We start from the raw sequence: 26,058 nt of genomic DNA on the forward strand, positions 1-26,058 counted from the left end.
CCTTAGCTACTCCAGATAAAAGGGAAATACAAGATTTTCACGACTTCCGTCCTGAACATGAGAATATCGAATGCTGATCATTGCGACAGAGGGATCTTCGCCACCATTCACTTTGACTTCTTCGAGCTTTATTCTTGGTTCCCAACGGCTAAGCGCGCGTTCGATATCCCGCTGTATCCCAGACCAAGTTGCAGAATTATTCGGTTGCATTAAGTAACGTCGTAAACCACAGCCAAAATTAGGTCGCATAATTCGCTCCATAGGCTCAGTCTGCAAAATCATCCAAATTGACTGTCGCACTTTTTCAGCACCTTCAACATAAGCGATAGTTTTATCTGCTTGGCTAGGTTGGACTGGAAATGCCCAGCCCTTGCCTAAAAATGCCTTCAGTGGGGACGACTGGGTCATGCTGCCTCCTTGTTCAATTCAACTTTTTCAAAGTACACTAAGCCACTATCAGGAGTGGGCAGTATCCCCGCTAATTCAGGGTGTTTTACGTCTTGATACTCCGTTTGCATAGCGATAAAAATGCCCGCCAGTTCATTCAAACTGAGACTGCTTAAACCTGGGCTATCGCCACCATTTTTGATGTCAGCTCGCATGTCGTCACTAGCATTGATGCCGTTGGCTATCATTAATCCTAAGTCGTTAGCCAAAACCCCTTCATCCACGTAGGTTTTTTCGTTATCTTTTCCTTTATTTACAGTGATACTGAAATTCGGTTGATTAAATTTAGCTTCCAAATCGGGACCTTCAATGGCCACCTGAACCGCTAAATCAGCCGTAAATTCGGTCATCAGTTCGACATGAGCATCAATCGAGGCATTAAAATCTGCGCCAAAAGAACCGTCAAAATTCAAGCTGCCCACCAAGCCCGCATCAAACTGAAATGAGGGTGGAATACAAAATTTTAGTTTTAGCAAAAACCATAAATTGAAAATGAATAGCAAAATAGGTAAAAACAGACGGAATAAAAACATCGCAACAATGAAAAAAAGAAAAATCGAGAAGAAACAGATTTGCTGACCCGCACGAGTTAACGGCTCTCCGCCTTGGGGCATATCCATACTATCAGTGGCAAAGTTGAGGGACGACTCCGCTGGAGCTATAATCCGAGCACTTGCTCCTCGCCCTGCAGGGGCATTATTGACTTGATTACGAATAGCCGGTAAGTCAGGTAATTTGATATTTACCGGTCGATGGCTAGTGCCATCTAGATCAAAATGAGCAGCAATTTGATAACCTTCGGTTGCTTCACTCCAAATTACATCACCGCAACAGTCAGCGTGGTTTTTCTGAATGGGGAATTGACTATGGTGTCGACGCACAAAACAACGTATTTCATATAGATCAGCGTCATCAAACCTTGGATTATTGTTGCTATCAACATCAGCTAAACTAGTTGGTATAACGCCAAACCAAAGGGTTTTGCCATTGGCAGAGTGATTAGGATTAGTTGGATCAGCGATAAGCGGATACATGGGGATAACCTGTTCTGTAATCTGCTCAGGTGTTTCTTCAATTGGGAGCCAGTTTCCCACGCCTTTTAAATCACTGGACTTCCAACCTTGTAGTTCAATTTTAATGTCGCCGCTTTGGCTCAATTGGTCTAACTGTCCATTGGTGTCTTGCAGATTTTCAGTGAGTTTTTCAGCCGTACCAGATTGCAAACCAGAAAATAATCGCGCGCTTTTGGTTTTTAACAGTCCACTAATATCGCTGCTCTGTTGAGATTCTTGCAACTGTGCTGTTTTTACTTGCATATTGACTTTATTGAGGTCATTTTGCAGTTGGCTGCGTTGCTGTAATAAGGTCTCAACTTTGCCTTTTAGTTCCGGTGTGATAACTGGCACACGACGACGAACCACAAATCCTGCTTCACACACTTTGTTACGCTCGACTTGCGGGAACCCAGCCACATCACAATGCAATTCACACACCACAACATAAAAACGGCTATGGGTATCTAGGTAAAGTTTCAAAGGAGTGTGAGACTGCGCGCGCTCTATGGGAGTAATCACCTGATTAGGATCACCGCTAAAGGGCTGAACAAAATCTTCACTATTAAAGCGCAATGAGTGCTGCGGTTCATTGACAAGATTGTTCGCAAAATTAGCATCCGCATATTTCTGAATAATAGGAGCAGAAAAGCGGTTTAAAGCCGTCTTGGTGACCGCGTAACCACCTAAAGAAGAAGGCCGATACCACGGACCAACCAATTTCCAAGGATGCTCTGATGTATTTAACATGGCAGAGTTACCATAAGTTACCTACCCCAGGAGTATAAGAAGGTGACACTACAGCGGCACTGGCGATGAGCGTTGTACAATTGATAATACCGTCAAAATTAGCCACTGGTGCGTGCACGTTAAACGCCGCAGCGTTCAATTCAACCGTAGAATTAGCGGTAATTTCTATGGCACCAGACGCTGAAAATTCGATTTTATGACCACCTGAATGTGTCAACGTTATGGCACTCGATGCCTCATCCAGTATCAGTTCATGCCCACCTGCGGTTTTTAATGTAATTTTGGCCGCTCCTTGACTATCATCAAATTTAAGTTCACTTCCCGAGCGGGTTTTTAAGGTACGAATGTTGTTTGCATCTTCAGCTTGTTCCGGTGGCACAGCCGCACCGTTCCAACAAGAACCGATAATATAAGGTCGACGCAAATTACCTGCCTCAAACGCAACGACCACTTGAGAATCTACTTCAGGCATAATTTGTAAACCTTGATCATCATCCGCATAAGGTGTAGTCAACGTACTCCAAGCTTCAACATTTGAATCACTCAACCAAGGAAAACTGACTAACACTCTTCCCAAATTTTGAGGATCAACAAGATTTACCACTATCGCCGGATAAACACCGAAATAGCGTTGTCTGCCGCCATCAGGCGCATATTGATTTGTCATCTGCCACTCCTTAAATGCATGTTGTATCCTCAATTGAAAATTGTATAAATAAATCCATCTCGCTAATTAATATATGCTCGTTGAGCTTCAAAATGAGTTTGATGCCCCTCCGCCAAGGTGAATAATTGCTCCAGCTTAGTCACGTAATAACCATCTCCAGAAAACGGTGTTCCAATTTGCTCTAAAGTAATAGAGCTACCGACTACTAAATCTGCAACACCTACCGATATGGCATTGACAGTTACAAATTGCCGCGCCCTGCGTTGCATCTCAGCTATCGCCCAAACTGAAGCTTCTTCAGCTTGCAAGGGCACTTCCATTACGCGTTTGCTAATCCGTTCACCAAAGGCATTTTTCAAGATACTGACACCTGAACGCCCTGCTCCGATTTCGCTGCTAATGGCATCTTCATCTACCCACTCATCGATGGGTTGTTTTTGCATAGCGTCATATCCAGCAACGTGCACTTTTGTTTTTTGATGGGCTAAATCTGCACTTACCCGTACCTGCATCAAATCTGTGCCTCGAATTAACGTCAAACTAGTGCCACTGCGCTTATCTCGCGTTTTAAAATGTAAGGTTTCAGCATCTACCCATACTTCTGCTTGCAGTAAACGGGCGCGCTCCCGCAAAAACGCAAGATCGCTCATATTGCACTGCTGAATTTGGTTATAAGTAGGTCCATCCGCATCCACCTCAATTTGTAAACCATGTTGGTTGGCGATTTCCTCGACAATTTGTTGATCACTCATTTCTTCGTAGGTTTTTGAGATACGAGTCATACGTAAATCCATCAATCTATCTTCCGCGCAAAAACTAAATTCTGGCTCTTGTCCTTCTTCAAAATGGATTTCCAACGCACTGATATAGCCATTAAAAATCAATCGCTGCCGGCTACCTGCACCAATGGCTACTTTCACCTGTTTGCCGAAATCCAAATAACGTCCATCTAAATACAACAAACTCTCTGCTCTTTGCCCTGCCATTGGTCCAATTGCGGTAAACCTTGCTTCAAGGGTTTTGAGTCCGTCTAGCCCCTCTTTTACACTCATGTACACGACATCTCGAATCAGTTCATTGATGTCTTCACCATCCACGTTAAATGCTGGTTTGGCGTTAAAAAATAGCGAGTCAGTCATCCAAACCTTCTGCTTTAGTTCGTTGTGATTTACTAAATTGACGTTTAATCGCTGCTTCTATTTTTTGTTGTTCTAGATAGCGCATATCCGTTTCTTGTTTACCTTGCTCACGCTCAGGTTGAACAACCACTTCAGTTACAATGCGCTCAATATAGGCGGTCATTTCATTACTCCATTACATAGACATGCACTCGATTGGCCCGAACTTGAACTCCCCTTTGACCCAGAATCAATTGCTTGTCGCTGAGTATCTTTGTGAGGTAAAGCCACCCAAGCCGGAGTCGAGGCGTTAGAACTAAAAGGGACATCTCGCGTATTGCGAGCAATGGAACTATCACGGTCTGTGTACACTTTCAAAAGGCTTTGAGTTTGCGACACGCCAAATAAAGGCTCTAATGGAATGCCTTGACCATAGGTGATCGCTCTTTGATCGATAACTTCTGAGAGAACAGCAGATTCATCTGATGCTTTTGTAACACCTGTATTGTGTGCTCGAACCAGAGGGGTACGGGTAATAGACGCATTGTTATCAGTTGCAATGGCGAGTTCTCGATCGGCCAAACTAACAGAACTGAACAAATCGCTATTGATGCCAAATGCAGACACACTCATTTGGGTTTGCTGTTGATTCTTTTGAAATTTAACGGCATTAATCGTTGCACCAATACCACCGAGACTAGACATTGCTTTGCCCGCAGAATCAGCATCGCCTTTGTTATTTGCGGAAACCATAGAGCCGGCAATATCTGACTCTGAGGAATTGGACAAATTTAAAGCCGAAGATGCTTTTTGGTTAACATCTGAATCGGCATTTACACCACTACTAACACCTATACCAGGACTACTATCTGAGGCTGAATTAAACGCAACCTGACTGCCGGCGGCAAGATTTCCCCCTCCATTTGAGCCAGTATCCAAGCCTCGCCATGCGGCTGGGTCTACTCCCATTCTGGCAGCGAACTCAGCGCCCATTTCCCCCTCTAACGCTAAACCCACTTTTGCTCCAGCGGATAAGCCGATACCGGCACTAACACCTATACCAGCGCTAATACCTATGCCTGCAGAGACACCTAATCCCGCCCCCATACTCACACCTGCAGAGAAGCCTAAATTAGTTCCAGCTCCTGGTAATGCAGGCTTCGCTCCTGGACTTTTTGCATTGCCAGTACCGCGATTTGCAGGCTTAAAAACGATTGTCGGGTCTTGCTCTTTTATACTTAAATTAACCTTTGCTCTTAACGGATACCCGTTAGCTGCAAAGTGCTCCAGACTGACATCAATACTGTCAGCAATACCAACGACGGTAAGGTCTCCCCAGCTGAATTTAAGTTTAGGAGGCGGATCAGGATTGTTTTCTGGTGTGGATATAAATTGTTCTAATTGTTTGGTTTTTTGGCGCACCGAAACAGGCGCATTTTGATTGCCTTCATCGGCAGTATCAAAAACAAGTTCCATGCTAAGGACACGAGAGCTATTCCCCGTTTGTTGGCGTACCTGTTTGGCAGCTGAACGACCACCTTCAATTTGATTGGTGATGCGAATTTTTAAAGAGGACGGATTAAACTGCACAGGAAAAGCTTCACCATCTTCGGTTTCCGCTTCATCAGCCAAGACCTTTTGTAATGTTGCTTTTACTAAATTACTCACTAATACAATCCTTATATTGTTATCACAATGCTTAAAACACTAGTCAATTAACATCCGTAAACCTTCATGGGCTAAGTGCAGTTCCTCTAATGCAACATCACCGCTTTTTGCATTGAGACTGGGGCCACTGACTTTAGTGGGCAATGCCCGGTCAAAAGCCCAAGTGGCAATAATTGGCGCATCTTTGGACGTGTTTTTTCGATGACCATAGACCTTAATAATGCCGTCATACCGAGTAACCGGTAGGCTTCCTCCCACCACCGATTGAATCCATTCCCAAACATCTGTGGCAAGTTTGTTATCGCTGTTATAAAACATGCCTCTTTTGAGCACTAGATTTTGATATTTGGCGTAACCAACTTGCTGGATTACACCATCATTTCGTCCACCTTCTTGAATCTGTTGCACGTCCATTTGTATTTCTAAACCGCTGCATTCAGCGAAGCCTCCATCTCCCAACACATCTTTACCGCTGCTATTTGCACTTGGCGAAAGATTGCTCCCAGATTCAATATTTGCAGCTTTAATTAAGCTAATTTCAAAATTGAAATTTGACAGTAGAAATCGTGTTTCCATTATTTGCTCACCATTTTCAAAGACCCATCGGCTTCGCGGCTAAACTGTAAAACGATGTATTCCAAGGGCTCTGCTGGAGCAACTCCAATATGCGCAACTAACCTCCCCGAATCGATAATTTGAGCGTTATTTAAGGTTTCATCACAACGTACAAAATAGGCCTGCTCAGGAGCTGCCCCCTGAAAGGCGCCGGCAATAAACAGTTGTTTCAAAAAACTCTCAAGTTTGAACTTCACATCTAGCCATAACGCTGGGGTATTGGGTTCGAATACCACCCACTGCATCTGTTGTAACAGCACCCTTTTCAACATCACCATTAGTCTGACCACACTGAGTTGCCTCCATTGGCGCTGCTGACTAATGGTTCTTGCGCCACTTAGCCAAATGCCGTCGCGCTGCTGCACAAAGACGTTGATACCTATTGGATGCAACTGATTATGAAAATCTTCGGAGACGTTAATTTGTAAAGAAAATACCGATTTAGCTAGTCGATTCGCAGGACCATGGGTCAATCCATGCTGTAATTCACTTGCCGCGATAACGCCAGCTGCCACCGCAGAAGGATTAATAATCTTAGGTGTGCCGCCAACTTGGCCATCGGGATTGTATTGATTCACTTTTAACCAAGGATGATATGCGGCGCAATATTCACTGTTGAACTTAGACCGCCACTGCAATATTTGTTGCGGTGTCTGCTCTGGTGGTACGTCTAGCAACACCACAAACTCTTTCAATTGACTGGCGAAATAAACGAGCTGTTGTTGCAGCGCTATTATTAGTTCTCGGTCTTGATGATCTTGCGGATCTAAGCGTAATTTAGGTAATGAAGGGAGCGCTTTGTCAACTTCCAGCAACTCAGTTTCCACTTCAAAACAAGGAGCGAAATCTGCGCCAGACAACAATTCAGGCTGAAGATTATGATCTACCTTGTCAAAAGACTCAGGCGCATATAAATCTGGTACTGCCAATAGTGAGCAATCAACTAGGTTCGCTAAACAATGTACTCCGCTGCCAAAATGCTCATCGCCTGGCACCCAACTCGTATCAAAGAAATCTGCGTGATCTATATCCTGATAACGATCTTCTCCACCACTAAACAAACAAGGATTGACGCTTAGTTGCTGCGCACTGCTTAGCGAGTCTAAGTTTTGACTAAAGGGATCCAAGGTCACTGGAACAAGCTCAGTTAACAACCAGTCAAGTTGCGGATCGACTAAATTCGACTCAGTCAATAAAACCCGTCCTAGAAAACGCGGATGACTAGGGCTGAATGCTAGTTTTATAAATTCTTCGGTTATTCCTGTTGCACTATCAATAATACTAAATTGACCTTCTACCCATTCAATTTTCGTGGGTTTACTGGGTAACGGAGCAGTACTGAAATCCAGTTTCCAAAATTCCGATGCAGCGAGGGTATTGCCTTGCCATTTGATTTGGTTGATAAAGCGATATTCTGAGAATTGCTCCTCAGGATGATGAGCATCATCATTAAGCAAGCGTAATAAACATCCACTTTCCAACCCCTGAGTTGCCGCAAAACACACTGAAGTGGTGTCACTGATGTCCCTTAAAAACTCAATAGGAGTAAAAGAAATGCCTGCCGCGGCCTTGAGTTGATTTCCCCAAATACCTTCGTTCTTTGCACTTAAACCTATGGCTAAACCATCAGCGCTCAGGTTATGAATTTGGCAAGATGCCACTGCATCAGCATTCACGATGTTGTCTGCATATTCATGGACAATCCGGCAGATGTAGGCCTCTTGACCACCCTGTTCGAAGAAATTTGCAACTGCGTAAACCAATCTTGCTGGGGATTCAAAGCCGCCATAAAGACGTCTGAACTGCTCCCAACTACTCACTTTTACAGCGACGGTTCTATCTCTAACTAACCAATTATTGGCAATTTTTTGCAAATCGAGTTCTTCATCAGAAGTAATTTGATGACGCCTTGACGGCCCCTTAGGAGCAACGCCCACAAAAGCGCACACATCCATTTTTACCTGATCCAGTTGACGCTGAGTTCGATCTGCTATGGAGATGATATTAGGTGCACCAAGTACCATGCCTAACGCCATTGAATTGCTCCTAAATTACCAACCAATTAACTGTATTTACAGCCTTCACAGACTAAGCTAAGTTCTTCCATCGCCACTTCTCCGCCCCCTTTAGCGGCCAACGAGGGTCCAGTCCATTTTTTCGGTTGAGCTTTGCGAAGCTCCCAACTGGCTACAGCTTCTCTTGCTTCATCCAATAAGGTAATCACCACTAATCGCGGTTCATGGGCTCCTGCGCTGACATTACTCAACCATTCCCATAAGGAAGTAGAACCAATTAAGCCTCGTTTTAAAGTGACGTCATCCACTTTGAAAGTATTGGCAATTTTGCGCACAGTATTGACTTTTTCATTACCATTTCGGTACTCGGCATAACTCACCTCTACCCCTAAACCACTGACATCAGAAAACCCACCGACTAACTCGGATTCCTGTCCATCATTGAGTGATACTAGAAAATTAAAGGCGCTGTAGGGATCTTCTCTAAATGTCGCCATAACAATAGTCCTCTTGTAAATTAGTTAGCTTGCATCAGCTGTATATTGTCCAATCCGGAAAATCACAAACTCCGCAGGTTTTACTGGTGCAATCCCAATTAAACAAACCAAACGACCGTTATCTAAATCGTTTTGAGTCATAGTGGTGCGGTCACAGCGAACAAAAAATGCATCTTCTGGTTTTGCTCCTAGTAGCGCGCCATCGCGCCATAAAACCAGCAGAAAATCTTCCACCATGCGCCGAATGTTGTCCCAAAGAATCCGGTTATTTGGCTCAAACACAGCCCATTGACTGCTTTGATCAATTGAGTTTTCAATGAAGATAAATAAGCGACGTACATTGACGTACTTCCACTCAGGGTCAGAGCTCATGGTGCGCGCGCCCCACACTCTGAAGCCACGCCCTTCGAAATAACGTAAAGCGTTGATGCCTTCAGGATTAATTACTTCGTTACGGGGTTTGTTAATATTCAACTCGAACCGAGTCAAACCACGAATCACTTCATTAGCAGGTGCTTTATGCACTCCTCGTTCAATATCATTGCGGGCATAAATGCCAGTTATAAATCCGCAGGGAGGCAATGCAATCTGTCTAGGGGGGGTACCTTGTGAAAAACGTTCATTGGGATCAAAGATATTGATCCACGGGTAATATAAAGCGGCATATTTACTGTCAAATTGCGCACGAAAATCACGTATTTCGTTTAACGAACTATTGATGGGTCCATCAACAACTGCAATTCGATAACGCTCTCGTTCTGCGTGAGACACTAAACTTTGCGCGGCAACCCGACTCAATAAAGGTGAGCCCATATCCCCAGAGTCAGGCAAGGCAACAATGGCAATATCTTCCACTTCGGCTAACGCTTCTAAACCGGTTGCCTTAAGACTAGCATCATCAGGATCCGCTGCACTTCCGGTTAAATCGTCAGGACTGACCATCACGCCATCATTACCACCTTCGAATCGATAGCCGTAAATATCATCAGCGCCATCAGGACCGCGAAGATCAGCGGCTAATTGGGCCGCTGCAATCTCATTACCAGCGGTAGGCTCCCAATTAAACCAAAATGGGCAATTGGGATCTTCAGGATTTGTAATATCAAAAATTCGCCCTAAGTATCGTTTTTGCGCCGGGTCAGTGGCAAGCTCAGCATACTCACTAATCTGACTTCCAATGGTCACTTGAATACGTAATTGGATCAGTTGCACTACGTCAGTATCGACAAGTGCCGTAGTGCTACCATCAGCAGCAGAAATAAAAGTTTGTTGACCGTCAGAATCAATACTGACTACCCTTAGAGTATCTATATCCAGCGGTTGATTACCCACAGGCGCGGGTAAATTTGCCTCAGCGGTTACCTCGACGACCGCCCCATTTTGTACACCTCGCACTTGTACTAAACCTAAATCATCATTTTCATAGGCGATATTTTTACTTCGGGTAACCAATACTTTGACAAACATATTGCCCATTTCACCTGGCCATCTGGCCTGTAAAATCGCATCAGAATTGCCGCTAATAGGAACAGCCGCGCGGCCAATCCCCCAAGCATCTGCTGCAGTATCAAAATCGCTTGAATCGGCCCCTGTATTTGCTGCAAAAACACGAGAAACGTACAAACGCTTCCCGCCGTTCTCAAAAAATGCTCTGGCACTGTGGGCAAGATAAGACAATCGTGGCGCAATTGTACCGCCGTCATCTATTTGAATGTTTTCTAACGCGCCATAGACTCGTTCAAATTCAGTAAAGCTAGTTATCAGTCTTGGTTCGCAACTTGTTGGTCCTTGTATCCCTTGCTCTCGATAACAAACCGGCCCCCATTTCGCCATTCCGGCAAAACCTGTGGTGCTGGTTGGTACACCTTCGATTGATTTTGATCGAAAGCTAACTTCCTCTACAAAGACGCCTGGGGCTAGATATTCTGGCATGGCTCTTGTGCTCCTTTACTATCGGCTAATCCGATGATTAATTCGTTTATACAATTTAGAATTTCGCTTAAATGAACATGTAGGCGTTCTTTAAGGTGGATTGAAAACAATGTCGCTGACGTCATGACTAGACAACATCTGACTCAATTGAAAAGATATAGACACTGAACTTTGTGACGCCACGTAGTCAGTAGGAATGACTTCTCCCGAACTAACAGGATCACTTGCTTGTGGATCGGTGACGACTTCAATAGGCAAATCCCAATAAGGGTCTAGGTTGTCGGCAGGCGGCTGCGCAATAGGGGTAACTCTGGCGTAAACCATTAATTCAAATGAAACCCTTTGATTAAGGCTTTCATCAGGCACCGCATTGGGCGGAATAAGTATTAAAAACTCTCCGCGATCATCTCCCCTAGCTCGCGCTAAAACCGTGTTTGAATCTAACGGCGAACGCAACTCAATAATACTCCAACGCAGGGGCGAATCATTAAACATGACTTTGCCCCGTAAACCAGTAGTACGACCATTGATTGGATATCCAGCGCCAGGGTACATTACCGGTCGTCGCTGCCGTGACTGCAAATAATCTTCTGGCTGCGCCGACTCTATGCCCAAAATTTGTTGCAGGGTTAACACTGATATTGATAATCTGCGGGGCACATAGCGACGATATGCATCAAAAATTCGAATTTGAATTGCGCTGCTCAAATCAGCGCGGTAGGCCAATGAAAATCGTCCAGATGGATGCCTTAATAATTGAATATCTGAGGGTTGCTCCACATCGATATTCACCGCAAAGGGTAAATCATCGCGGGTTAGCGCATCGACCGGCAAAATACCGAGTAACAGCCGTTTATTGACAGCAATTGCTGAATTAAATAATGCGATTGTCATGGCTGCACCACTTCACTGGTGAGCTTTTGAGTCGCAAGTCCAACTTCTCGAAGCGGCTCTTGTCGGCGGCCGTGCATAACTAGCATTTTGGCCATATATGGCACACATAGTTTATAGTCCACAGGAAGTGAATCAAAAATTCGCATTAAGTCTTCGGTAGACAAATCCTCTAAACTAATTTGTATACTATCGTTGGGCGCCCAATTCGTGACGGGGTCAAGCATGGGCCCAGTTAGCAAAGGATTATCTTCTAAACACTGCATGGTTCTGCCAAGAATTCGATATTCTTGATCCGCTGTAATTCCCCATGGAATCATCAAAAAGTGAAACTCAAGAGGCAAGTAGGCCCTGCCTTTAGCCATTGCTTTTCCTGAATATGCAGCCCTACTGGTACTATTGAAATCAACTCGATATAAGAACAGCGCGAGACAAGGTGGTGTGATAAGCGGATTATCTTCGAGATTTAAATCTTCGGTTCGAGCAAGCACAACAGTGGTGTCAGTAGAACTCGATCCACCGGGTATGGGTTGCTGTTGATCAAAGCAGTGGCTTAAAAACCGTACCAAACTACTTCCGACCGCGGCTACAGATGCAAAGTCAGCCATTTCTGTACACTCATAAACATTGTCTCATCCATTGAACAATTAACCTGTTTAAAAATAAGAGCTTTATCTGAGGAGCATCGACACGTACTTTAATTAAATGCCACGATCAATGAGCTCACCCAATTCACACGAGGCTCCATATGCTCTCGACTTGAACAGATTTGCTAGACTGCTATTTAAAAAATATTGATCACAATACCCTTGGGTATTTTTTCTTAATGCTCGCTATTAACTACGAGATAAATTCAGGAAGGAAATGCAAAATCCTATATCTAAAGCGGTAAAACCTAAAACTGCCAACGATTAAATATTAGGCGATTTATAACTTATTGCAACCTAATAACGACCCAAAAGATCATATTTTGAGCAAATGTATACTTCAAAAACAATCCCCATAAGTTGGCAAGCCTTACTACTGCTGGTTCTAAACTACGTTCTCGTTAACCGAACAAATCGAAAAATTTTTAGGATAAATATGAAGTGTTGTAGCGTTCTCATTTAACCAGTGAAAAATGGTTATTTTAAAACGACTACGAGTGTTGCTTATAGGCTACAAAACAATTTTATTATGGGGCTATTTGATATCAATAAAATCCATTTATTCCGTTTTAAATTTTTCTTTAACATCTCTTTATTAAAAATAATGCACATATTTTGACCTTAAATTCTCAAAATTACGCCTACTTAAAATAGCGGTTTTTTCGATCGCTAATATATCTGTTACTAAAACGAAGTTTGCAGGTTTGTGTTGTTTAACACTGGAGTACTGCAAGGAAACTAAGTAGGCAAATTTATTTACATTAGGAAAGAAAATGGAACTTAGAAAACACATTATAAGAACAAGCAGTGCAGTACTGTTTAGTGTCTGTGCTATTCAACCGGCAATATCTGCTGTCATAATCGATGATCCGTCTTACTTTGTTAGACCTGCCCTTAGAGTAAGCGCAGGGGAAATAATAGATGGGATTAGGGTAAATAGTGAAACTGAAGCCACCCTTAGCCAAGGTGTTTCGGGATATTCAGAATCCACTGTTAACCTAAGTGAAGGTACCGTAAAGATGTACTCCTCTGAATATGGGTCAACTTTAGATGGACTGCAAACTTTTGGTAGTTTTGGTGAAAGAGTGACCATTAAAAATGGAGCAGGAAGTAGCTGGGATGTGGGCTTTGATATCGAAGGCTTCTTAGAGGTGTATGCGGGCGCACCATTGATTCCAGGCGTAGATACATCACCTGGTATTTTTTATGATGTAGGCATTGCGGTCTATAATGCAGGTGAAGTATCGTGGAATAACTTTGTGCCTGGTTTTAACGATTCTTCGCCCGTTTTGTACGAGTATAGTTCAGCCTATGATTCTATTGACGCTGAGGCAGAAAGTAGTTTCTACGATCTATTTACCAGTGCGTTGGGGTCAGTGGAGATTGCATCAGATTACGAGGTTTACGATATTTTTGCTTTTACCAATGTAATTGTTAATTCAGATTACGGAGACGGATTAGAGGCCTACGATGCAGATTTCTTACACACAGCGTCATTCAACATGAATTTTGCCGATGGAGTGGATGCTTATTCTAGTTCAGGTGATTTTATGGGATTAGCTAAACTGCCTGTAGATGACGGCGATCCTAGTCAGATCCCAGAACCTGAGTCCTTGTTGTTATTTGCATCAGGAATTGCGCTGTTCTTCACCAGGCGTAAGCTTATAGTCAGCTAAGCCGATGAAATTACGTTTCGGCATCGGGTATCTGATCTTGCATATCAAGCTCGTTCAACAACCAAGCACGAGATGCACGCCAGTTACGCTTGATTGTTGAAGGGGATGTGCCTATTACGGCGGCGATTTCATCAATGGACACGCCGCCAAAATAACGCATTTCAACTATTTGCGCCCGTGACTTGTCGATATTGGCCAATTTGTTGAGGGCATCATCGAGCAAGCACAAACTAAAAGTATCATCACGATCATGGTCTGCAGAATGGTTAGTGAGTAAAGTCACTTTTTGGTGAGAGCGTTTATCTGCGTATTTTTTACGGGCATGGTCGACTAAAACGCGACGCATAATTTGCGCAGAAAATGCTAAAAAGTGGGCTTTATCTTGCCATTTTATTTGTTCGAGATTAACTAGACGAATAGCAGCTTCATGCACCAGATCGCCGGCAGATAAAGAAACACCACCTTCACGTTCTAGGCAAAAGGCAGAAAGGCGGGTTAATTCGTTGTATAACACATCAAAAAGCCTGTTGCGCGCGCTGATATCTCCCTCTCGCCAGGCAGCTAGCATTTGCTCAACAGAGCCAGTATTAGAGCTAGAATGAGAGCTAGAAGATGACATGTTTATTCCGAAAGACGGTTGCTTAAATAGCAATTGCAACTAAACCCAAATAGCATATATTTCATAGATGCTCAGTTTAGAATAATAAAATCAGTAATATATGTCGAATATTTAAATTGTATATACGATTTAAACTGAAAACCATTGCAACCCGAATGATCGTTATCTGGGATAAAACCATGACCACTGAATCAACACAATTTGAATTACAAGCCATGCAACTATTTGAAGCTTCTTTAGATATCCCTAAAGAACAACGCAGTGATTGGCTAACAGAGCAAACAGGGAAAAATACTAAATTGCGAAATCGGGTCTTGCAGCTGTTAGAAAAAGATGAGATTTCCGAAAATGTAATGCATACCGGAAAGGTCGATGTGGATTCCGATACGATTGATATGCCCGAAAAAATTGGTGCTTACAAAATAATCAAATTAATTGGCCAAGGTGGTATGGGAGCAGTTTACAAAGGAAAACGTGACAGCGGTGACTTTGAACATGATGTCGCCATTAAAGTGATACGCACTAAGGCGTTACCTGAGAAACTGATCGAACGATTTGAACGGGAAAGACAAACCCTAGCGCAACTCAACCATCCCAATATAGCCAGACTTTACGACGGTGGACAAACACCGCAAAAAATGCCGTATTTTATGATGGAATATATTGACGGGTTGCCGCTAACCAAGTGGTGCGAACAACAAAACTTAAGCGATTCGAGACGCATTCAACTATTGATAAAAGCTTGTGAAGCAGTTCGTTATGCGCACCAAAACCTGATCATTCATCGAGATATTACTCCCTCTAACGTACTGGTTGATAAAGCTGGTGAAGTAAAATTAATTGATTTTGGTATCGCCAAACCTACATCGACTCGAAGTGACAATGTTGACGCTTCAAGTTCGTTAGCAAGTATGAGTTTTACCCCAGGCTTTGCCGCTCCTGAACGTGCAACAGGTGACGGTAATAACACCTTAGTTGATATCTATTCTTTAGGTAAATTGCTGGAAGCTATTTTTAAACAACGCAGCATCCCAAAAGAACTGCAAGCAATCATTAATCAAGCAACAGCCGCACTACCACAGCACCGTTTTCAAACAGTAAATGCGTTAATAGTCGAACTAGAAAACTACTTACAGCAATTCCCAGTAACCGCCTACTCCACTTCGAACACCTATAAATTTAGCAAGTTTATTAAGCGTCATACTAAAGCGTCAATGATTGCAGGACTGGCACTGGTGGCAATTTTATCAGCGTTGGGAACCTCAATATATCAATATCAACGTGCCGAACAAAATTTAGTGCAGGCGCAAGCTCGATTCGATGACGTTAGAGCATTGGCAAAGTACCAAATTTTTGATTTGTACGATAATTTAAAACGCGTGGCTGGAAACACCAGCATTCGTGCTGATTTGGCCCATAGAGGACAACAATATCTGGCTAACCTGAGTAAACAGGCAAATGCATCAGCTGAGCTCAAACTTGAAACGGCGCAAGGATATATTCGTTTAGCGCGTATTTTTGGCGTGCCTGCCGAACCTAACTTGGGTGATGTGACTATTTCTCGCGCTAACTTATCTACAGCCCAAGTGATGTTGGATGAACTGCTGTCGTCGGCGCCCAACTTACCCGATGTAAAAGCCACGAAAGTAGAGTTGATGGCAGCACAAGGGATGATTTTAGTTCACGATGATAGTGATTTAGTAGCTGCACAGAAGACTATTGCCCAAGGCCGAAAAATACTGGAATCAGTCCCCCATCCCAAAAGAAGTGAACTTTGGTATCTGGCCCAACGAAATTTGTTATATACCGATTTAGAAAGGGCAGATCAGGCTGGTGATTCTCAATACTTACGGGAAAATGCCAATCGATTAAGGGAAGATACCCAAGAATGGCCTAAGGCGATGCAAAAACGTGCAATTGCAAAGCAAGACCAAGCCTACAGCTTCTATTGGTTGGCCATGGCCGATTTTATTGACAGGAATAATGTTGAAGCAATTCAATATTTTCGTGAAGCGGACCGTCGGCTAAGCGCACTGGAAGCTAATCAGCCCAACGACCCTATGTTGCTCTATTTATTGTCTTGGACAAATTACATCGCCTATGGAGCAGCAGCAAATTTACATGACCAAAAGCAGTCGGTAGAATTTTTGGATAAAGCCACAGCAACCACAGAAAAGCTGAAAACCTTGCAAGAAGGTGATGCTTCTATTACCCGTCTTGCCATGCAAATGCGCGAAGCAAAATCACAATTGTTGGCGGAAATGGGTGACTTTGAACAAGCGATTTCCCAACAAATTGATATAGTTGCAGAGCAAAAGCGCTTGGCAAAAGCTAAACCCGAACCTTCCCAATATTCTACCTGGGCATTTTCCCATTTGATTCTAGCCTACATGTATCGAGATGTAGATAGATTAACCGATGCTTGCATCAGCCTCGAAACTGCCGAGCAACTTTTGCGCCCATTTGTCGCAAACAAACAACTCAGTGGTTACATGTACAATGCAGCAACTCGCTTACCCTCTGCCATCGAAAAGTGTCGAAATGGAGAAGATTTACCCACCATGAAATGGTTATTGGATTAGTTAGGAAGCTTCATTTTCAGCAGTTTGCTGTTACCTAAAAGTAATTAAATGGCGCAATATACGACCTAGATTGTGTTTGCTTTTTACTCACCTTGATTAATAGTCTTTTGTGAATCTTTGATTTAAAACAGGGAGTGATTGCACCAATAACACTCAAGCCTCAGGGTCTCAGAAAACTAAAATATTGATTTACATAGGTTTATTTCTTGGCGTATTTTTTGCTTTTAGTAAAATGTAACTCAACGAAGAGTCTACGGTCACAATATTCGAACAAAGGCGTTCAACTTCCTATGCACTGTATAGGAATTTGAACGTTTTTTTTTGCCTGTAGAAAACGACAAGCCAGATGTATTGGCATGAGAAACAACAATTAAATTTGAACACTAATTTTACGAGGGTACTTATGGCTTATTTACTTCCAGCAGAATTCGTCACTAAAATGGTCGATGCAGGCGAATCAAAAATATTTATGTCCACTCGCGATACGCTTATTCGCGGTTATATGGCTGGCGCAATACTCGCATTAGCAGCGGTATTTGCAATAACTATTGCAGTGCAAACAGGTATGTTTCTTTTAGGCGCGATTTTATTCCCAGTAGGCTTCTGCATGCTGTATCTAATGGGGTTTGATTTGTTAACTGGCGTGTTTGTTTTATGTCCATTAGCATGGCTCGATAAACGTCCTGGCGTCACCATAAAAGGCATATTACGTAATTGGGGATTGGTATTTTTAGGTAACTTTGGTGGTGCTTTAACCGTTGCATTTATGATGGCATTTATTTTTACCTACGGTTTTAATGTTGACCCAGGGGCCATCGGTAAAAAAGTAGCGTCAATTGGTGAAGCTAGAACGCTAGGCTATGCTGAATATGGTACTGCGGGTTGGTTCACTATATTTATTCGCGGTATGTTGTGTAACTGGATGGTATCTCTAGGCGTAGTGGGCGCAATGATTTCGACCCATGTAAGCGGTAAGGTAATCGCCATGTGGATGCCTATCTTTTTGTTCTTCTTTATGGGATTCGAGCATTCAGTAGTGAACATGTTTTTGTTCCCATTCAGCCTGATTTTAGGTGGTGAATTTTCAGTTGTTGATTACTTTATTTGGAATGAAATTCCAACCGCATTAGGAAATCTTGTCGGTGGTTTAGCCTTCACTGGATTAACACTATATACCACTCATGTTCGCACTGGCTCGAAACGAAAAGTAGCTCAAGTTTCTCCAGAAACTATTGCGTCTGGCACTGTTGCGCCAAATGCAAGCAACTAAAATTGTTACCGGCCAGTACTCAAGTGCTGGCCGAAAAGTTAACAATCAGGATTTTTGTGGCTTTGCTTCACCCACGCCAATGCAAGCCCAATTAAATGGATTTGCTGCGGCTTTGGCTGATGGTATAAGTAGCAGTCAAGTAAGCCATATCGCCAGCCAGGCAGCGGTGAATAGTTTTCTTCACGATTACTATTCGACCTCGGATGCGTGGTCAGTAGAAACCTCTGCTAAGCGTGTTATCACTTCCATAAATGCGTGGTTGTTTGCCCATAGTAAACAAAGTGAATACCGATACGATCCCGACAAAGGTTATGTGTGTACTTTTGCTGCAGTGGTAATTAAAGGCACTTACGCGCACCTGTTCCATGTGGGAGATTCACGGATTTACCTATGCCGTCAAGGTGCAATAGAACAACTCACTAATGACCACCAGCAAATTGCCGCTGAAGGACAGCTCTATCTCAGCCGCGCCTTAGGCATGGCCGATAGCATCGAAATTGATCATCAACAGATTGGCTTGATAGCCGGTGATATTTTGCTGCTGTGCACTGATGGTTTCCATGACTTTATTGATGCCAGCGTTGTATTAGCGCAATTAGCAAGCCATGGGTTAGTAAACGATGGGTTAGCTGAACGTTTAGTCAATACTGCACTAGAAAACGGTAGTAACGACAATATCACCGTGCAGTTGCTGCAAATACAAGAACTTAGCAATGAAACAAGCAGTCCAGTCAGCAATTTAGTGGAACAAATGCCACTTCCTCCGCCATTGCATCCAGGTTGCCAATTTGATGGGTTTAATGTTGTTCGGCAATTACATTATTCCGCCCGCAGTCACGTTTATCTCGTTAATGATATCGATACTGGGCAGCCCCTTGTTTTGAAAACCCCTTCTGTTGATTTACAGGATGATGATGGCTATTTGGAACGTTTTTGTTTGGAAGAGTGGATATCTCGTCGTATTCACAATGTACACGTGTTAAAAGCCCCTAGCATTGACCGCCCAAAAAACTATCTATATACACTATCAGAATTTGTTGAAGGTCAATCTCTACAACAATGGTTAACCGACAACCCAACCCCTGATTTGGTCACGGTCAGAGATATAATTGAACAGGTAGGACGGGGCTTACAAGCTTTCCATCGCTTAGAGATGCTACACCAAGATATACGTCCTGAAAATATTATGATTGATCAAAATGGTACAGTTAAAATCATCGATTTTGGCTCTACCATGGTGGCAGGCATTGAAGAGCTTGACCACAAACAACTCAAACTCGCTTTTCCTGGCACCGCACTGTATATGGCCCCAGAATATTTTTTAGGTGAGGTGGGAACCCAACGCTCTGATTTATTTTCATTAGCGGTATTAACCTATTACATGCTAAGTGGCCGCTATCCATATGAGACTCACGTCGCCAAAACACGTACTTTTGCTCAACAGCGTAAGTTAAATTATCAATCGGTTTTAGATGCTCATAGACATATACCTAGCTGGGTAGATGCAAGCTTACGTAAGGCATTGCAAGTAGACCCATACAAACGCTACGACGCGCTGTCTGAGTTTATCCACGATTTACGGCACCCTAACCCACAGTTTTTACAACAAAATAAAGCGCCACTATTGGAACGTAGTCCGCTGCTTTTTTGGCAATGGTTAAGTGCGCTACTTGCAATATTAAACATCTATTTATTCTATCTGTTAAATAATTGAGGGCATTACAATGAAAAGTCGCGAAGAAGTCACAACCGCAATATTAGTAAACAAAGTGAAAAACGGCATATCTTGGCAACAAGTAGCCGATGCAATAGGTAAATCTAAAGAATGGACAACAGCAGGTTGTTTAGGGCAAATGACATTCACAGCTGAACAAGCGCAAATAATAGGCAGTCTGTTTGATCTAGATGAGAATGCCGTCGCTTGGCTACAAGTAGTGCCATACAAAGGTTCTTTGCCTGAAACCGTGCCAACTGACCCATTAATTTATCGTTTTTATGAGCTAGTAAATGTTTATGGCACTACAATTAAGTCATTGATACACGAGGAATTTGGTGACGGAATTATGAGCGCCATAGACTTTTCAATGGATATACAACGGGAAAACAATCCTGCAGGAGATAGAGTTAATATCGTTCTGTCAGGAAAGTTCTTACCCTACAAATCTTACTAACACGCTTGCTTAGTTCAGGGTGGCTAAGTTAGTCGCTAGTTGCTGTGCGTCGAACACCTTGTTTGGATTGCTCGGTTTTTCATTGCCCATTTTGATGACGAGGGTGGCACTGATTTTATCAGCTACCCGTTCTGAGATTATAGTGCCTCCCTGATAATTAGATGCGTTTGTAATCGTACAGCCTAAAACCCCACAGCTAGAGGTCGCTGTTGGGTTTGCTGTCATATCGGGCACCACTGTCTTTACTTCTTTGGTTTCAACATCAGTATCGCTTTGAATGATTTCAAACCAGACAAAACCCTTAGCCATGGTCAGGTTCGCTGCATGCAGCAAAGCGTAGTCTTTGGCGGTAACGCTATCAGTCTTTGCGTTGCCACTAAAGATGATTTGATATTGATCGTCACTGAGTTTTTTGTCGCTGAAACCTAATTCACCGTATGCTTCGGCCGCCACAAATGGTGTTGACTGAACCGTTGCACACCCTGCTGACAGGAGACTACAAAACGTCAGTAACAGCGCTGCACTGGTGGTTAATTTAGAGGAAATGGTTTTTGTGTTCATAAGCAATCCTTATCGGTATTTTCACAACGTCACCTTGAATTCATCTTCAAAACAAGGTGTTTAAGTTTGTATACTTTAAGGATGCTAAATCCAATTAACGTGCCATTTTTAATATGAGCTTTACTCTCCTCACAGCCCTTGTATTCCGGTTTATGTTAAATGCAGGTGAAGTGTATTTAGGTGTTTTTTACACATACACCGGTAAATAATGCTCTATTTGTATTTATGCCAAACAGATGTAACTCGCCAACATTTGAATAGTCCAGATACTTTCGCTCTTAGAATTTAAATATAATCAATGAAAGGCTGGCGATACAGTCGTTTACCTAGCGACTGATAAAGTGCATTTGCCAGTGCTGGAAAAATAGGTGGAAATGGCGGTTCTCCAAGCCCTGTGGGATCAATCAAACTATCGACAAAGTGCACGTCAATTTTAGCCGGTGTTTCATCCATACGAATGATCCGATAGCGGTCAAAGTTTTGTTTATCGGGTTTACCATCGGTAAAGGTCATTTCACCATACATGGCATTTCCGATCCCATCGATTACTGCGCCCTCAACCATATTCTTTGCGCTATCTAGATTGACAACAATGCCACAATCAATCGCGCTGGTGATACTCTCTACCCTCGCCTTGTCAGTGGATTGCGCCATCGTAATAACGTGTGCGGCATAGGAGTTGTGGCAAAAATATGCTGCTACCCCTTTGTTAATATTGTTGCTTAATGTGTCCCACCCTGACTTTGCTCTAACTAAATTCAACACACCTGCGTAACGAACTGGATCGTAATCGTTATTTTCTCCCACAGGGTTAGATTTTGCTTTTTCCAACAAGGCCAAACGGAAATCAATGGGATCTGTATTAGCTGCTTCAGCGACTTCATCTAGAAAAGATTGTTCCGCACTGGCCATAAAATTAGAGCCTGGCGCTCTGAATGCACCTACTGTTATATTCGAATCAACGGCTGTACCTTGCGCTAAATAATTAGGCACTGCACCTGCAGGAAAACGGTTGGGATGAACACAGTGCTCAGGCACACCAGAACCTTGTACGTGATAAGCGACCAGTTGCTCACTTTCGTCCAAAGCAGCACGTAACTTAATCGTATACGTGGGACGGTAAATGCCCATTGTCATGTCATCTTCACGTGCATAGATTAACTTTATAGGCGCTTTGACTTGTTTGGAAATTAACGCCGCTTCAACCACATAATGACAATATGCACGCCGTCCAAAGCCTCCGCCCATTCTTGTCATTTCTATTTCAATTTTTTCAGCTGGAACTTGCAACCTTTGCTGTAAGGTCTTCTTGATAAAGACGGGCCCTTGCAATGGGCCTGCAACTTTGACCTTTTGATCTGTCACATGTGCAAAAAAATTCATCGGTTCTAAGGTGTTATGAGCTAAATAAGGAGCAAAGTATTCCCTTTCAATCACCTTAGAGGCTGAGGAAAATGCAGCATCCGGATCGCCATCTTGACGCAAAATCTGCATATTATTAGTGAAACTCGCGTTCACCGCTTTTTCATGTAAAGAAGTACTTTCAAGGCCACCTGGCACTTTTACATCCATGATATTGCCGAAATTATCTACCTTTTCAGTTTTGTCAGATAAGTTTCGCCATTGGGTTTGTAATGCTTTTTTGGCATTCATAACCTGCCATGTGCTTCGACCGACAATGGCTACGAGTTTTGGAAACGCCGTACCGTCAAAATAATTTTTGACGTAATCTGCAGGTAACGAGGTTATTGCAAAGACGTTTACAATTCCTGGCATGTTAACAATACTTGATTCATCAAAGGATTCGAGTTCTTGGCCAAAAGCAGGTGGATGCACAATCATCGCAATCAGCATATTGTCAGCGCAATAATCGATACCGAACAGAGGCTTACCTGAAACAATTTGTTCACCTACGAGATTTTTTTGAGACCCCCCTATCAGTGAGAAATCCTTGTTTTTTTTGAGTTCAACATTTTTCGGCACTGCAAGTTGTGCCGCACTCGATGCCACTTCAGCATAAGTTAGCTCTCGCCCACTGGATTGATGTATTAAGCGACCTTTATCCGTATTTATGGAATTAACCGGCACTTGCCAATGATTTGCCGCGGCTTGTTTTAACATTTCCCGAGCACTGGCTCCTGCCATTCGTAAACTCTGCCAAGCCCCTCGTATGGATTGACTCCCCCCGGAAAATTGTTTTTCATATCTAGATTCATTATACGGCGCTTGAACCGCTGACACTGAACGCCAATCCACGTCCAACTCGTCGGCTAAAATCATCGGCATCGAGGTCATCAGATTTTGTCCAAACTCGGGATTAGGTACTGAAGCGGTAACGCTACCATCGGTATTGATGGTTAAATAGGCATTTAATTCAAATTCATGATTGCCTTCACCTTGGGAGGTTGTTTCGCTGGCAAAGCTTGCGCCGAACCAACTAAAATTCAGCATCAAACCGCCTCCCACCGCCAAGCTGGCCTTCAAAAATGTGCGGCGTTCTGAGCCTTTGCCTAATTCCGCAGTCTGTGTTTTGCTTTGTTCACTCATCACGATTCCCTTTGCGCTTTGGCCGCAGTTTTAATTGCCGCTTTAATACGATAGTAAGTGGCGCATCGGCACACATTGCCCTTCATACCTGCTTCAATCGCTGCATCATCGGGATTTGGGTTACTATTGAGTAATGCTGTTGCCGACATAATTTGTCCTGGCTGACAATAACCACATTGGGCAACATCGTGTTCAATCCATGCTTTTTGTACCGGATGATCTGCATGTTCAGATAAACCCTCAATTGTGGTAATCAAATTATCCCCCACAGCAGAGACCGGCAACTGACATGATTTCACTGCATTGCCATTTAAATGCACAGTACAAGCACCGCACATAGCAATCCCACAACCATATTTAGTACCAACAAGCTGCAAATTATCACGTAATACCCACAATAAGGGGGTAGTTGGATCTATATCTAGCTGATGTTGTTGATTATTAATATTGAGCGTTAGGCTTGCCATACCAACGATTCCTTAATTATTTGTAAATACTAAAGCCAAATTAACAAAATGTTTGTTTACTCTTTCCAGCTTAGACGTAAAAACGCCCCCTTGCATGATAAGCATAGCTGAATAACCGTTTAATCAGTCAGCTAGGATGCTAAGCTGCTAAAAGATAGGGTAAAAACAAACAAAATAAGGTTAAACCAGCGCTTAAACCTATTAACATCAAAACATTAGACAATGATAGTAATCTTACACTGGGCTGATGAGACTCAGTTGGCTTAGTGATAAAAATCATCAAATAGCCGACCAAGATGGTGGTCAAAAAACCGGTTAAATTCCACCAAAACCAAAATATAGGACTTTCAAATAGCCATAACCCCATGTTCACCAATACCCCTGCGGCTAGCCCCGTATTAGCTGCATAAGAGGCTATTTTTTTACTGTAAATACCAAGTAAGAAAATGGCTAAAACTGGGCCATAAAATACCGAACCAATTTTATTTATGGCTTCAATAATTGTCGGTGCAATATCGCCGGCAATGAACGACAGAAATAGGGTCACTAACCCCCAACCGATCCCAGCTAAGCGGGCGTATTGAACATAGCTTTCATTGCTTGGTTGATGTTTAAACAAACGACACAAGTCTTCGACAGATACCGCGGCTAAGCTATTTACTGCAGAACTGAGGGAAGACATGGCAGCAGCCATAATAGCCACGACTAACAATCCGATAATGCCACTAGGCAAATAGTTAATAATAAAAATTGGCATCATCCAATCCGGATTGTCTGCTGGAATTTGCGCTTGCAAAGAAGGTGTTGTCATAACCAGAGCACCAATAACCAAGCCAGCAGCGCAATACACTAGGGTAATTGGAAAACGACAAACCGCCACTGTTAACATCATTTTACGCAGATCGCCCAAATTATGCGCTGACAACGAACGTTGTGCTTCAGATTGATCACAACCATAGTAAGATGCATAAAGCACTAAACCACCGAACAGCATAGGCAACAAACCAAAGTCGTTACCCGCTAGACCAAATTGATCTGGTTTTACTGCGACTAATCGCTCAGGCTCTATAATAGCCAACGCTTGCGTCATCCCACCAACGTGATCGACAGCGACCCAAAGACAAGTAATTGCACCACCAAAAATCAATATCATTTGCAGCGCATCACCATAAACAACAGCCTTCATCCCCCCCATGGACGAATAAACTAAGGTAATCACACCAATTAGGACAATACTATGCCACTGCTCCATCCCCATTGTGCCTTGCAAAATAAGTGAAATTGCGTAGATCATAATGGCCGTTGCCACTGAGCGACTTAGTTGGAAAACCAAACTGATGAGCAATCGGGTGGAACGAGAAAAGCGTCTTTCAAGGTATTCGTATACACTCACAACACCCGACTTATGTAATGAGGGTAACAATCGCCATAGCATTAACGCGACCGCAGCGGGCAGCGCCAATTCATAAGACAACCAAATTAAGCCACCTCCTTCTCGCAAGCCGACAAAAGCCGGAGCTGAGATAAAGCTAACCGCTGAAAGTTGCGTTGCCATAACCGATAACGACAAAGCCGGCCATGGAATGCTTCGTCCGCCTAAAAAGTAATCATCTCTACTTTTCTGTTGACGGAAAAATAACCCCATCAACAACAAGCCTAGCAAATACATCCCCACAATCGAGTAATCGAGCAACGCCAAAATATTTCTCCCTAAAGTTTTTTAGTTAGCACTAGCTAGGACAGTTTTATCTACCATATCAAGGATTTGGCGAATATTGAAATACACCAGAGTGCGCGTTTGCTAGATTGCCGATTAGTTAAGGTGTAATCTAACTGAATTGGCAAAATATTTTTTAAAAGCCAAAT

The 26,058-nt window shown here is 43.0% G+C and carries 22 protein-coding genes; 5 read left to right on the forward strand and 17 right to left on the reverse strand.

Going from position 1 to position 26,058, the window contains the following annotated elements; all coding sequences use genetic code 11:
- Positions 1-6 precede the first annotated feature (6 nt).
- The 12 genes from Q4567_RS06105 to Q4567_RS06160 all read right to left on the reverse strand — a co-directional run bounded on the left by Q4567_RS06105 (position 7) and on the right by Q4567_RS06160 (position 12,260).
- Entirely contained in the window at positions 7-408 is a 402-nt protein-coding gene (locus Q4567_RS06105) for a GPW/gp25 family protein (RefSeq protein WP_216046989.1), read from the reverse strand.
- Positions 405-2,249: a hypothetical protein gene (locus Q4567_RS06110; RefSeq protein ID WP_303499731.1), complete on the reverse strand. Its 1,845-nt coding sequence runs from the start codon at positions 2,247-2,249 to the stop codon at positions 405-407. The genes Q4567_RS06105 and Q4567_RS06110 overlap by 4 nt, the downstream gene beginning before the upstream one ends.
- Positions 2,250-2,256: 7 nt before the next feature.
- Positions 2,257-2,916: a phage baseplate assembly protein V gene (locus tag Q4567_RS06115; RefSeq protein ID WP_216046991.1), complete on the reverse strand. Its 660-nt coding sequence runs from the start codon at positions 2,914-2,916 to the stop codon at positions 2,257-2,259.
- A 62-nt stretch (positions 2,917-2,978) separates the two neighbouring features.
- A complete protein-coding gene (locus Q4567_RS06120) occupies positions 2,979-4,055 on the reverse strand; it encodes a phage late control D family protein (protein WP_216046992.1) in 1,077 nt (358 codons plus the stop codon).
- Positions 4,048-4,218, reverse strand: a complete 171-nt coding sequence (locus tag Q4567_RS06125) for a hypothetical protein (protein WP_216046993.1) — start codon at positions 4,216-4,218, stop codon at positions 4,048-4,050. Before Q4567_RS06125 ends, Q4567_RS06120 begins: the two co-directional genes overlap by 8 nt.
- On the reverse strand, positions 4,215-5,702 hold the full coding sequence (locus Q4567_RS06130; RefSeq protein ID WP_303499733.1) for a hypothetical protein: 1,488 nt from the start codon (positions 5,700-5,702) through the stop codon (positions 4,215-4,217). The genes Q4567_RS06125 and Q4567_RS06130 overlap by 4 nt, the downstream gene beginning before the upstream one ends.
- Before the next feature lie 39 nt (positions 5,703-5,741).
- Entirely contained in the window at positions 5,742-6,278 is a 537-nt protein-coding gene (locus Q4567_RS06135; protein ID WP_303499735.1) for a phage tail protein, read from the reverse strand.
- Positions 6,278-8,353: a phage tail sheath C-terminal domain-containing protein gene (locus Q4567_RS06140; protein ID WP_303499736.1), complete on the reverse strand. Its 2,076-nt coding sequence runs from the start codon at positions 8,351-8,353 to the stop codon at positions 6,278-6,280. Before Q4567_RS06140 ends, Q4567_RS06135 begins: the two co-directional genes overlap by 1 nt.
- 26 nt (positions 8,354-8,379) lie before the next feature.
- Positions 8,380-8,829, reverse strand: a complete 450-nt coding sequence (locus Q4567_RS06145) for a phage tail protein (RefSeq protein WP_216046997.1) — start codon at positions 8,827-8,829, stop codon at positions 8,380-8,382.
- A gap of 24 nt (positions 8,830-8,853) precedes the next feature.
- Positions 8,854-10,761, reverse strand: coding sequence for a phage tail sheath subtilisin-like domain-containing protein (locus Q4567_RS06150; protein ID WP_303499737.1), 1,908 nt, complete (start codon positions 10,759-10,761; stop codon positions 8,854-8,856).
- Positions 10,762-10,851: 90 nt separating this feature from the next.
- Positions 10,852-11,655 (reverse strand): hypothetical protein, encoded by an 804-nt coding sequence (locus Q4567_RS06155; RefSeq protein WP_303499738.1) that lies wholly within the window; start codon positions 11,653-11,655, stop codon positions 10,852-10,854.
- On the reverse strand, positions 11,652-12,260 hold the full coding sequence (locus Q4567_RS06160; protein ID WP_216047000.1) for a DUF4255 domain-containing protein: 609 nt from the start codon (positions 12,258-12,260) through the stop codon (positions 11,652-11,654). Before Q4567_RS06160 ends, Q4567_RS06155 begins: the two co-directional genes overlap by 4 nt.
- Before the next feature lie 812 nt (positions 12,261-13,072).
- On the opposite strand from Q4567_RS06160, the gene Q4567_RS06165 reads away from it, so the two are divergent.
- Positions 13,073-13,975: a PEP-CTERM sorting domain-containing protein gene (locus tag Q4567_RS06165; protein ID WP_216047001.1), complete on the forward strand. Its 903-nt coding sequence runs from the start codon at positions 13,073-13,075 to the stop codon at positions 13,973-13,975.
- A gap of 10 nt (positions 13,976-13,985) precedes the next feature.
- Here the strand turns inward: Q4567_RS06165 and Q4567_RS06170 are convergent, their stop codons facing one another.
- Entirely contained in the window at positions 13,986-14,594 is a 609-nt protein-coding gene (locus Q4567_RS06170; protein ID WP_216047002.1) for an ECF-type sigma factor, read from the reverse strand.
- A 155-nt stretch (positions 14,595-14,749) separates the two neighbouring features.
- Here Q4567_RS06170 and Q4567_RS06175 point away from each other — a divergent pair, with 155 nt between their 5' ends.
- The 4 genes from Q4567_RS06175 to cynS all read left to right on the forward strand — a co-directional run bounded on the left by Q4567_RS06175 (position 14,750) and on the right by cynS (position 20,617).
- Positions 14,750-17,176: a serine/threonine-protein kinase gene (locus Q4567_RS06175; protein ID WP_303499740.1), complete on the forward strand. Its 2,427-nt coding sequence runs from the start codon at positions 14,750-14,752 to the stop codon at positions 17,174-17,176.
- Positions 17,177-17,579: 403 nt separating this feature from the next.
- Entirely contained in the window at positions 17,580-18,446 is an 867-nt protein-coding gene (locus tag Q4567_RS06180) for a formate/nitrite transporter family protein (protein WP_216047004.1), read from the forward strand.
- On the forward strand, positions 18,433-20,160 hold the full coding sequence (locus Q4567_RS06185) for a bifunctional protein-serine/threonine kinase/phosphatase (RefSeq protein WP_303499741.1): 1,728 nt from the start codon (positions 18,433-18,435) through the stop codon (positions 20,158-20,160). Before Q4567_RS06180 ends, Q4567_RS06185 begins: the two co-directional genes overlap by 14 nt.
- A gap of 10 nt (positions 20,161-20,170) precedes the next feature.
- Entirely contained in the window at positions 20,171-20,617 is a 447-nt protein-coding gene (cynS, locus tag Q4567_RS06190; protein WP_216047006.1) for a cyanase, read from the forward strand.
- Positions 20,618-20,626: 9 nt separating this feature from the next.
- Here cynS and Q4567_RS06195 read toward each other — a convergent pair whose 3' ends face one another.
- The 4 genes from Q4567_RS06195 to Q4567_RS06210 form a co-directional block, all read right to left on the reverse strand.
- On the reverse strand, positions 20,627-21,178 hold the full coding sequence (locus Q4567_RS06195) for a hypothetical protein (RefSeq protein ID WP_216047007.1): 552 nt from the start codon (positions 21,176-21,178) through the stop codon (positions 20,627-20,629).
- Positions 21,179-21,463: 285 nt separating this feature from the next.
- On the reverse strand, positions 21,464-23,725 hold the full coding sequence (locus Q4567_RS06200; RefSeq protein ID WP_303499742.1) for a molybdopterin cofactor-binding domain-containing protein: 2,262 nt from the start codon (positions 23,723-23,725) through the stop codon (positions 21,464-21,466).
- Positions 23,725-24,192, reverse strand: coding sequence for a (2Fe-2S)-binding protein (locus tag Q4567_RS06205; protein WP_216047009.1), 468 nt, complete (start codon positions 24,190-24,192; stop codon positions 23,725-23,727). Before Q4567_RS06205 ends, Q4567_RS06200 begins: the two co-directional genes overlap by 1 nt.
- A gap of 139 nt (positions 24,193-24,331) precedes the next feature.
- Positions 24,332-25,891: a sodium/solute symporter gene (locus Q4567_RS06210; RefSeq protein ID WP_303499743.1), complete on the reverse strand. Its 1,560-nt coding sequence runs from the start codon at positions 25,889-25,891 to the stop codon at positions 24,332-24,334.
- Positions 25,892-26,058 lie beyond the last annotated feature (167 nt).

Source organism: Aliiglaciecola sp. 2_MG-2023, from assembly GCF_030548145.1.
In the GTDB taxonomy this organism is placed as follows: domain Bacteria; phylum Pseudomonadota; class Gammaproteobacteria; order Enterobacterales; family Alteromonadaceae; genus Aliiglaciecola; species Aliiglaciecola lipolytica_A.

What these genes read in the sequence shown, in the direction of transcription:
- Q4567_RS06105 (WP_216046989.1), bottom strand. Translation starts at nt 408, where the DNA reads ATGACCCAGTCGTCCCCACTGAAGGCATTTTTAGGCAAGGGCTGGGCA.
- Q4567_RS06110 (WP_303499731.1), bottom strand. Translation starts at nt 2,249, where the DNA reads ATGTTAAATACATCAGAGCATCCTTGGAAATTGGTTGGTCCGTGGTAT.
- Q4567_RS06115 (WP_216046991.1), bottom strand. Translation starts at nt 2,916, where the DNA reads ATGACAAATCAATATGCGCCTGATGGCGGCAGACAACGCTATTTCGGT.
- Q4567_RS06120 (WP_216046992.1), bottom strand. Translation starts at nt 4,055, where the DNA reads ATGACTGACTCGCTATTTTTTAACGCCAAACCAGCATTTAACGTGGAT.
- Q4567_RS06125 (WP_216046993.1), bottom strand. Translation starts at nt 4,218, where the DNA reads ATGACCGCCTATATTGAGCGCATTGTAACTGAAGTGGTTGTTCAACCT.
- Q4567_RS06135 (WP_303499735.1), bottom strand. Translation starts at nt 6,278, where the DNA reads ATGGAAACACGATTTCTACTGTCAAATTTCAATTTTGAAATTAGCTTA.
- Q4567_RS06140 (WP_303499736.1), bottom strand. Translation starts at nt 8,353, where the DNA reads ATGGCGTTAGGCATGGTACTTGGTGCACCTAATATCATCTCCATAGCA.
- Q4567_RS06145 (WP_216046997.1), bottom strand. Translation starts at nt 8,829, where the DNA reads ATGGCGACATTTAGAGAAGATCCCTACAGCGCCTTTAATTTTCTAGTA.
- Q4567_RS06150 (WP_303499737.1), bottom strand. Translation starts at nt 10,761, where the DNA reads ATGCCAGAATATCTAGCCCCAGGCGTCTTTGTAGAGGAAGTTAGCTTT.
- Q4567_RS06155 (WP_303499738.1), bottom strand. Translation starts at nt 11,655, where the DNA reads ATGACAATCGCATTATTTAATTCAGCAATTGCTGTCAATAAACGGCTG.
- Q4567_RS06160 (WP_216047000.1), bottom strand. Translation starts at nt 12,260, where the DNA reads ATGGCTGACTTTGCATCTGTAGCCGCGGTCGGAAGTAGTTTGGTACGG.
- Q4567_RS06165 (WP_216047001.1), top strand. Translation starts at nt 13,073, where the DNA reads ATGGAACTTAGAAAACACATTATAAGAACAAGCAGTGCAGTACTGTTT.
- Q4567_RS06170 (WP_216047002.1), bottom strand. Translation starts at nt 14,594, where the DNA reads ATGTCATCTTCTAGCTCTCATTCTAGCTCTAATACTGGCTCTGTTGAG.
- Q4567_RS06175 (WP_303499740.1), top strand. Translation starts at nt 14,750, where the DNA reads ATGATCGTTATCTGGGATAAAACCATGACCACTGAATCAACACAATTT.
- Q4567_RS06180 (WP_216047004.1), top strand. Translation starts at nt 17,580, where the DNA reads ATGGCTTATTTACTTCCAGCAGAATTCGTCACTAAAATGGTCGATGCA.
- Q4567_RS06185 (WP_303499741.1), top strand. Translation starts at nt 18,433, where the DNA reads ATGCAAGCAACTAAAATTGTTACCGGCCAGTACTCAAGTGCTGGCCGA.
- cynS (WP_216047006.1), top strand. Translation starts at nt 20,171, where the DNA reads ATGAAAAGTCGCGAAGAAGTCACAACCGCAATATTAGTAAACAAAGTG.
- Q4567_RS06195 (WP_216047007.1), bottom strand. Translation starts at nt 21,178, where the DNA reads ATGAACACAAAAACCATTTCCTCTAAATTAACCACCAGTGCAGCGCTG.
- Q4567_RS06200 (WP_303499742.1), bottom strand. Translation starts at nt 23,725, where the DNA reads ATGAGTGAACAAAGCAAAACACAGACTGCGGAATTAGGCAAAGGCTCA.
- Q4567_RS06205 (WP_216047009.1), bottom strand. Translation starts at nt 24,192, where the DNA reads ATGGCAAGCCTAACGCTCAATATTAATAATCAACAACATCAGCTAGAT.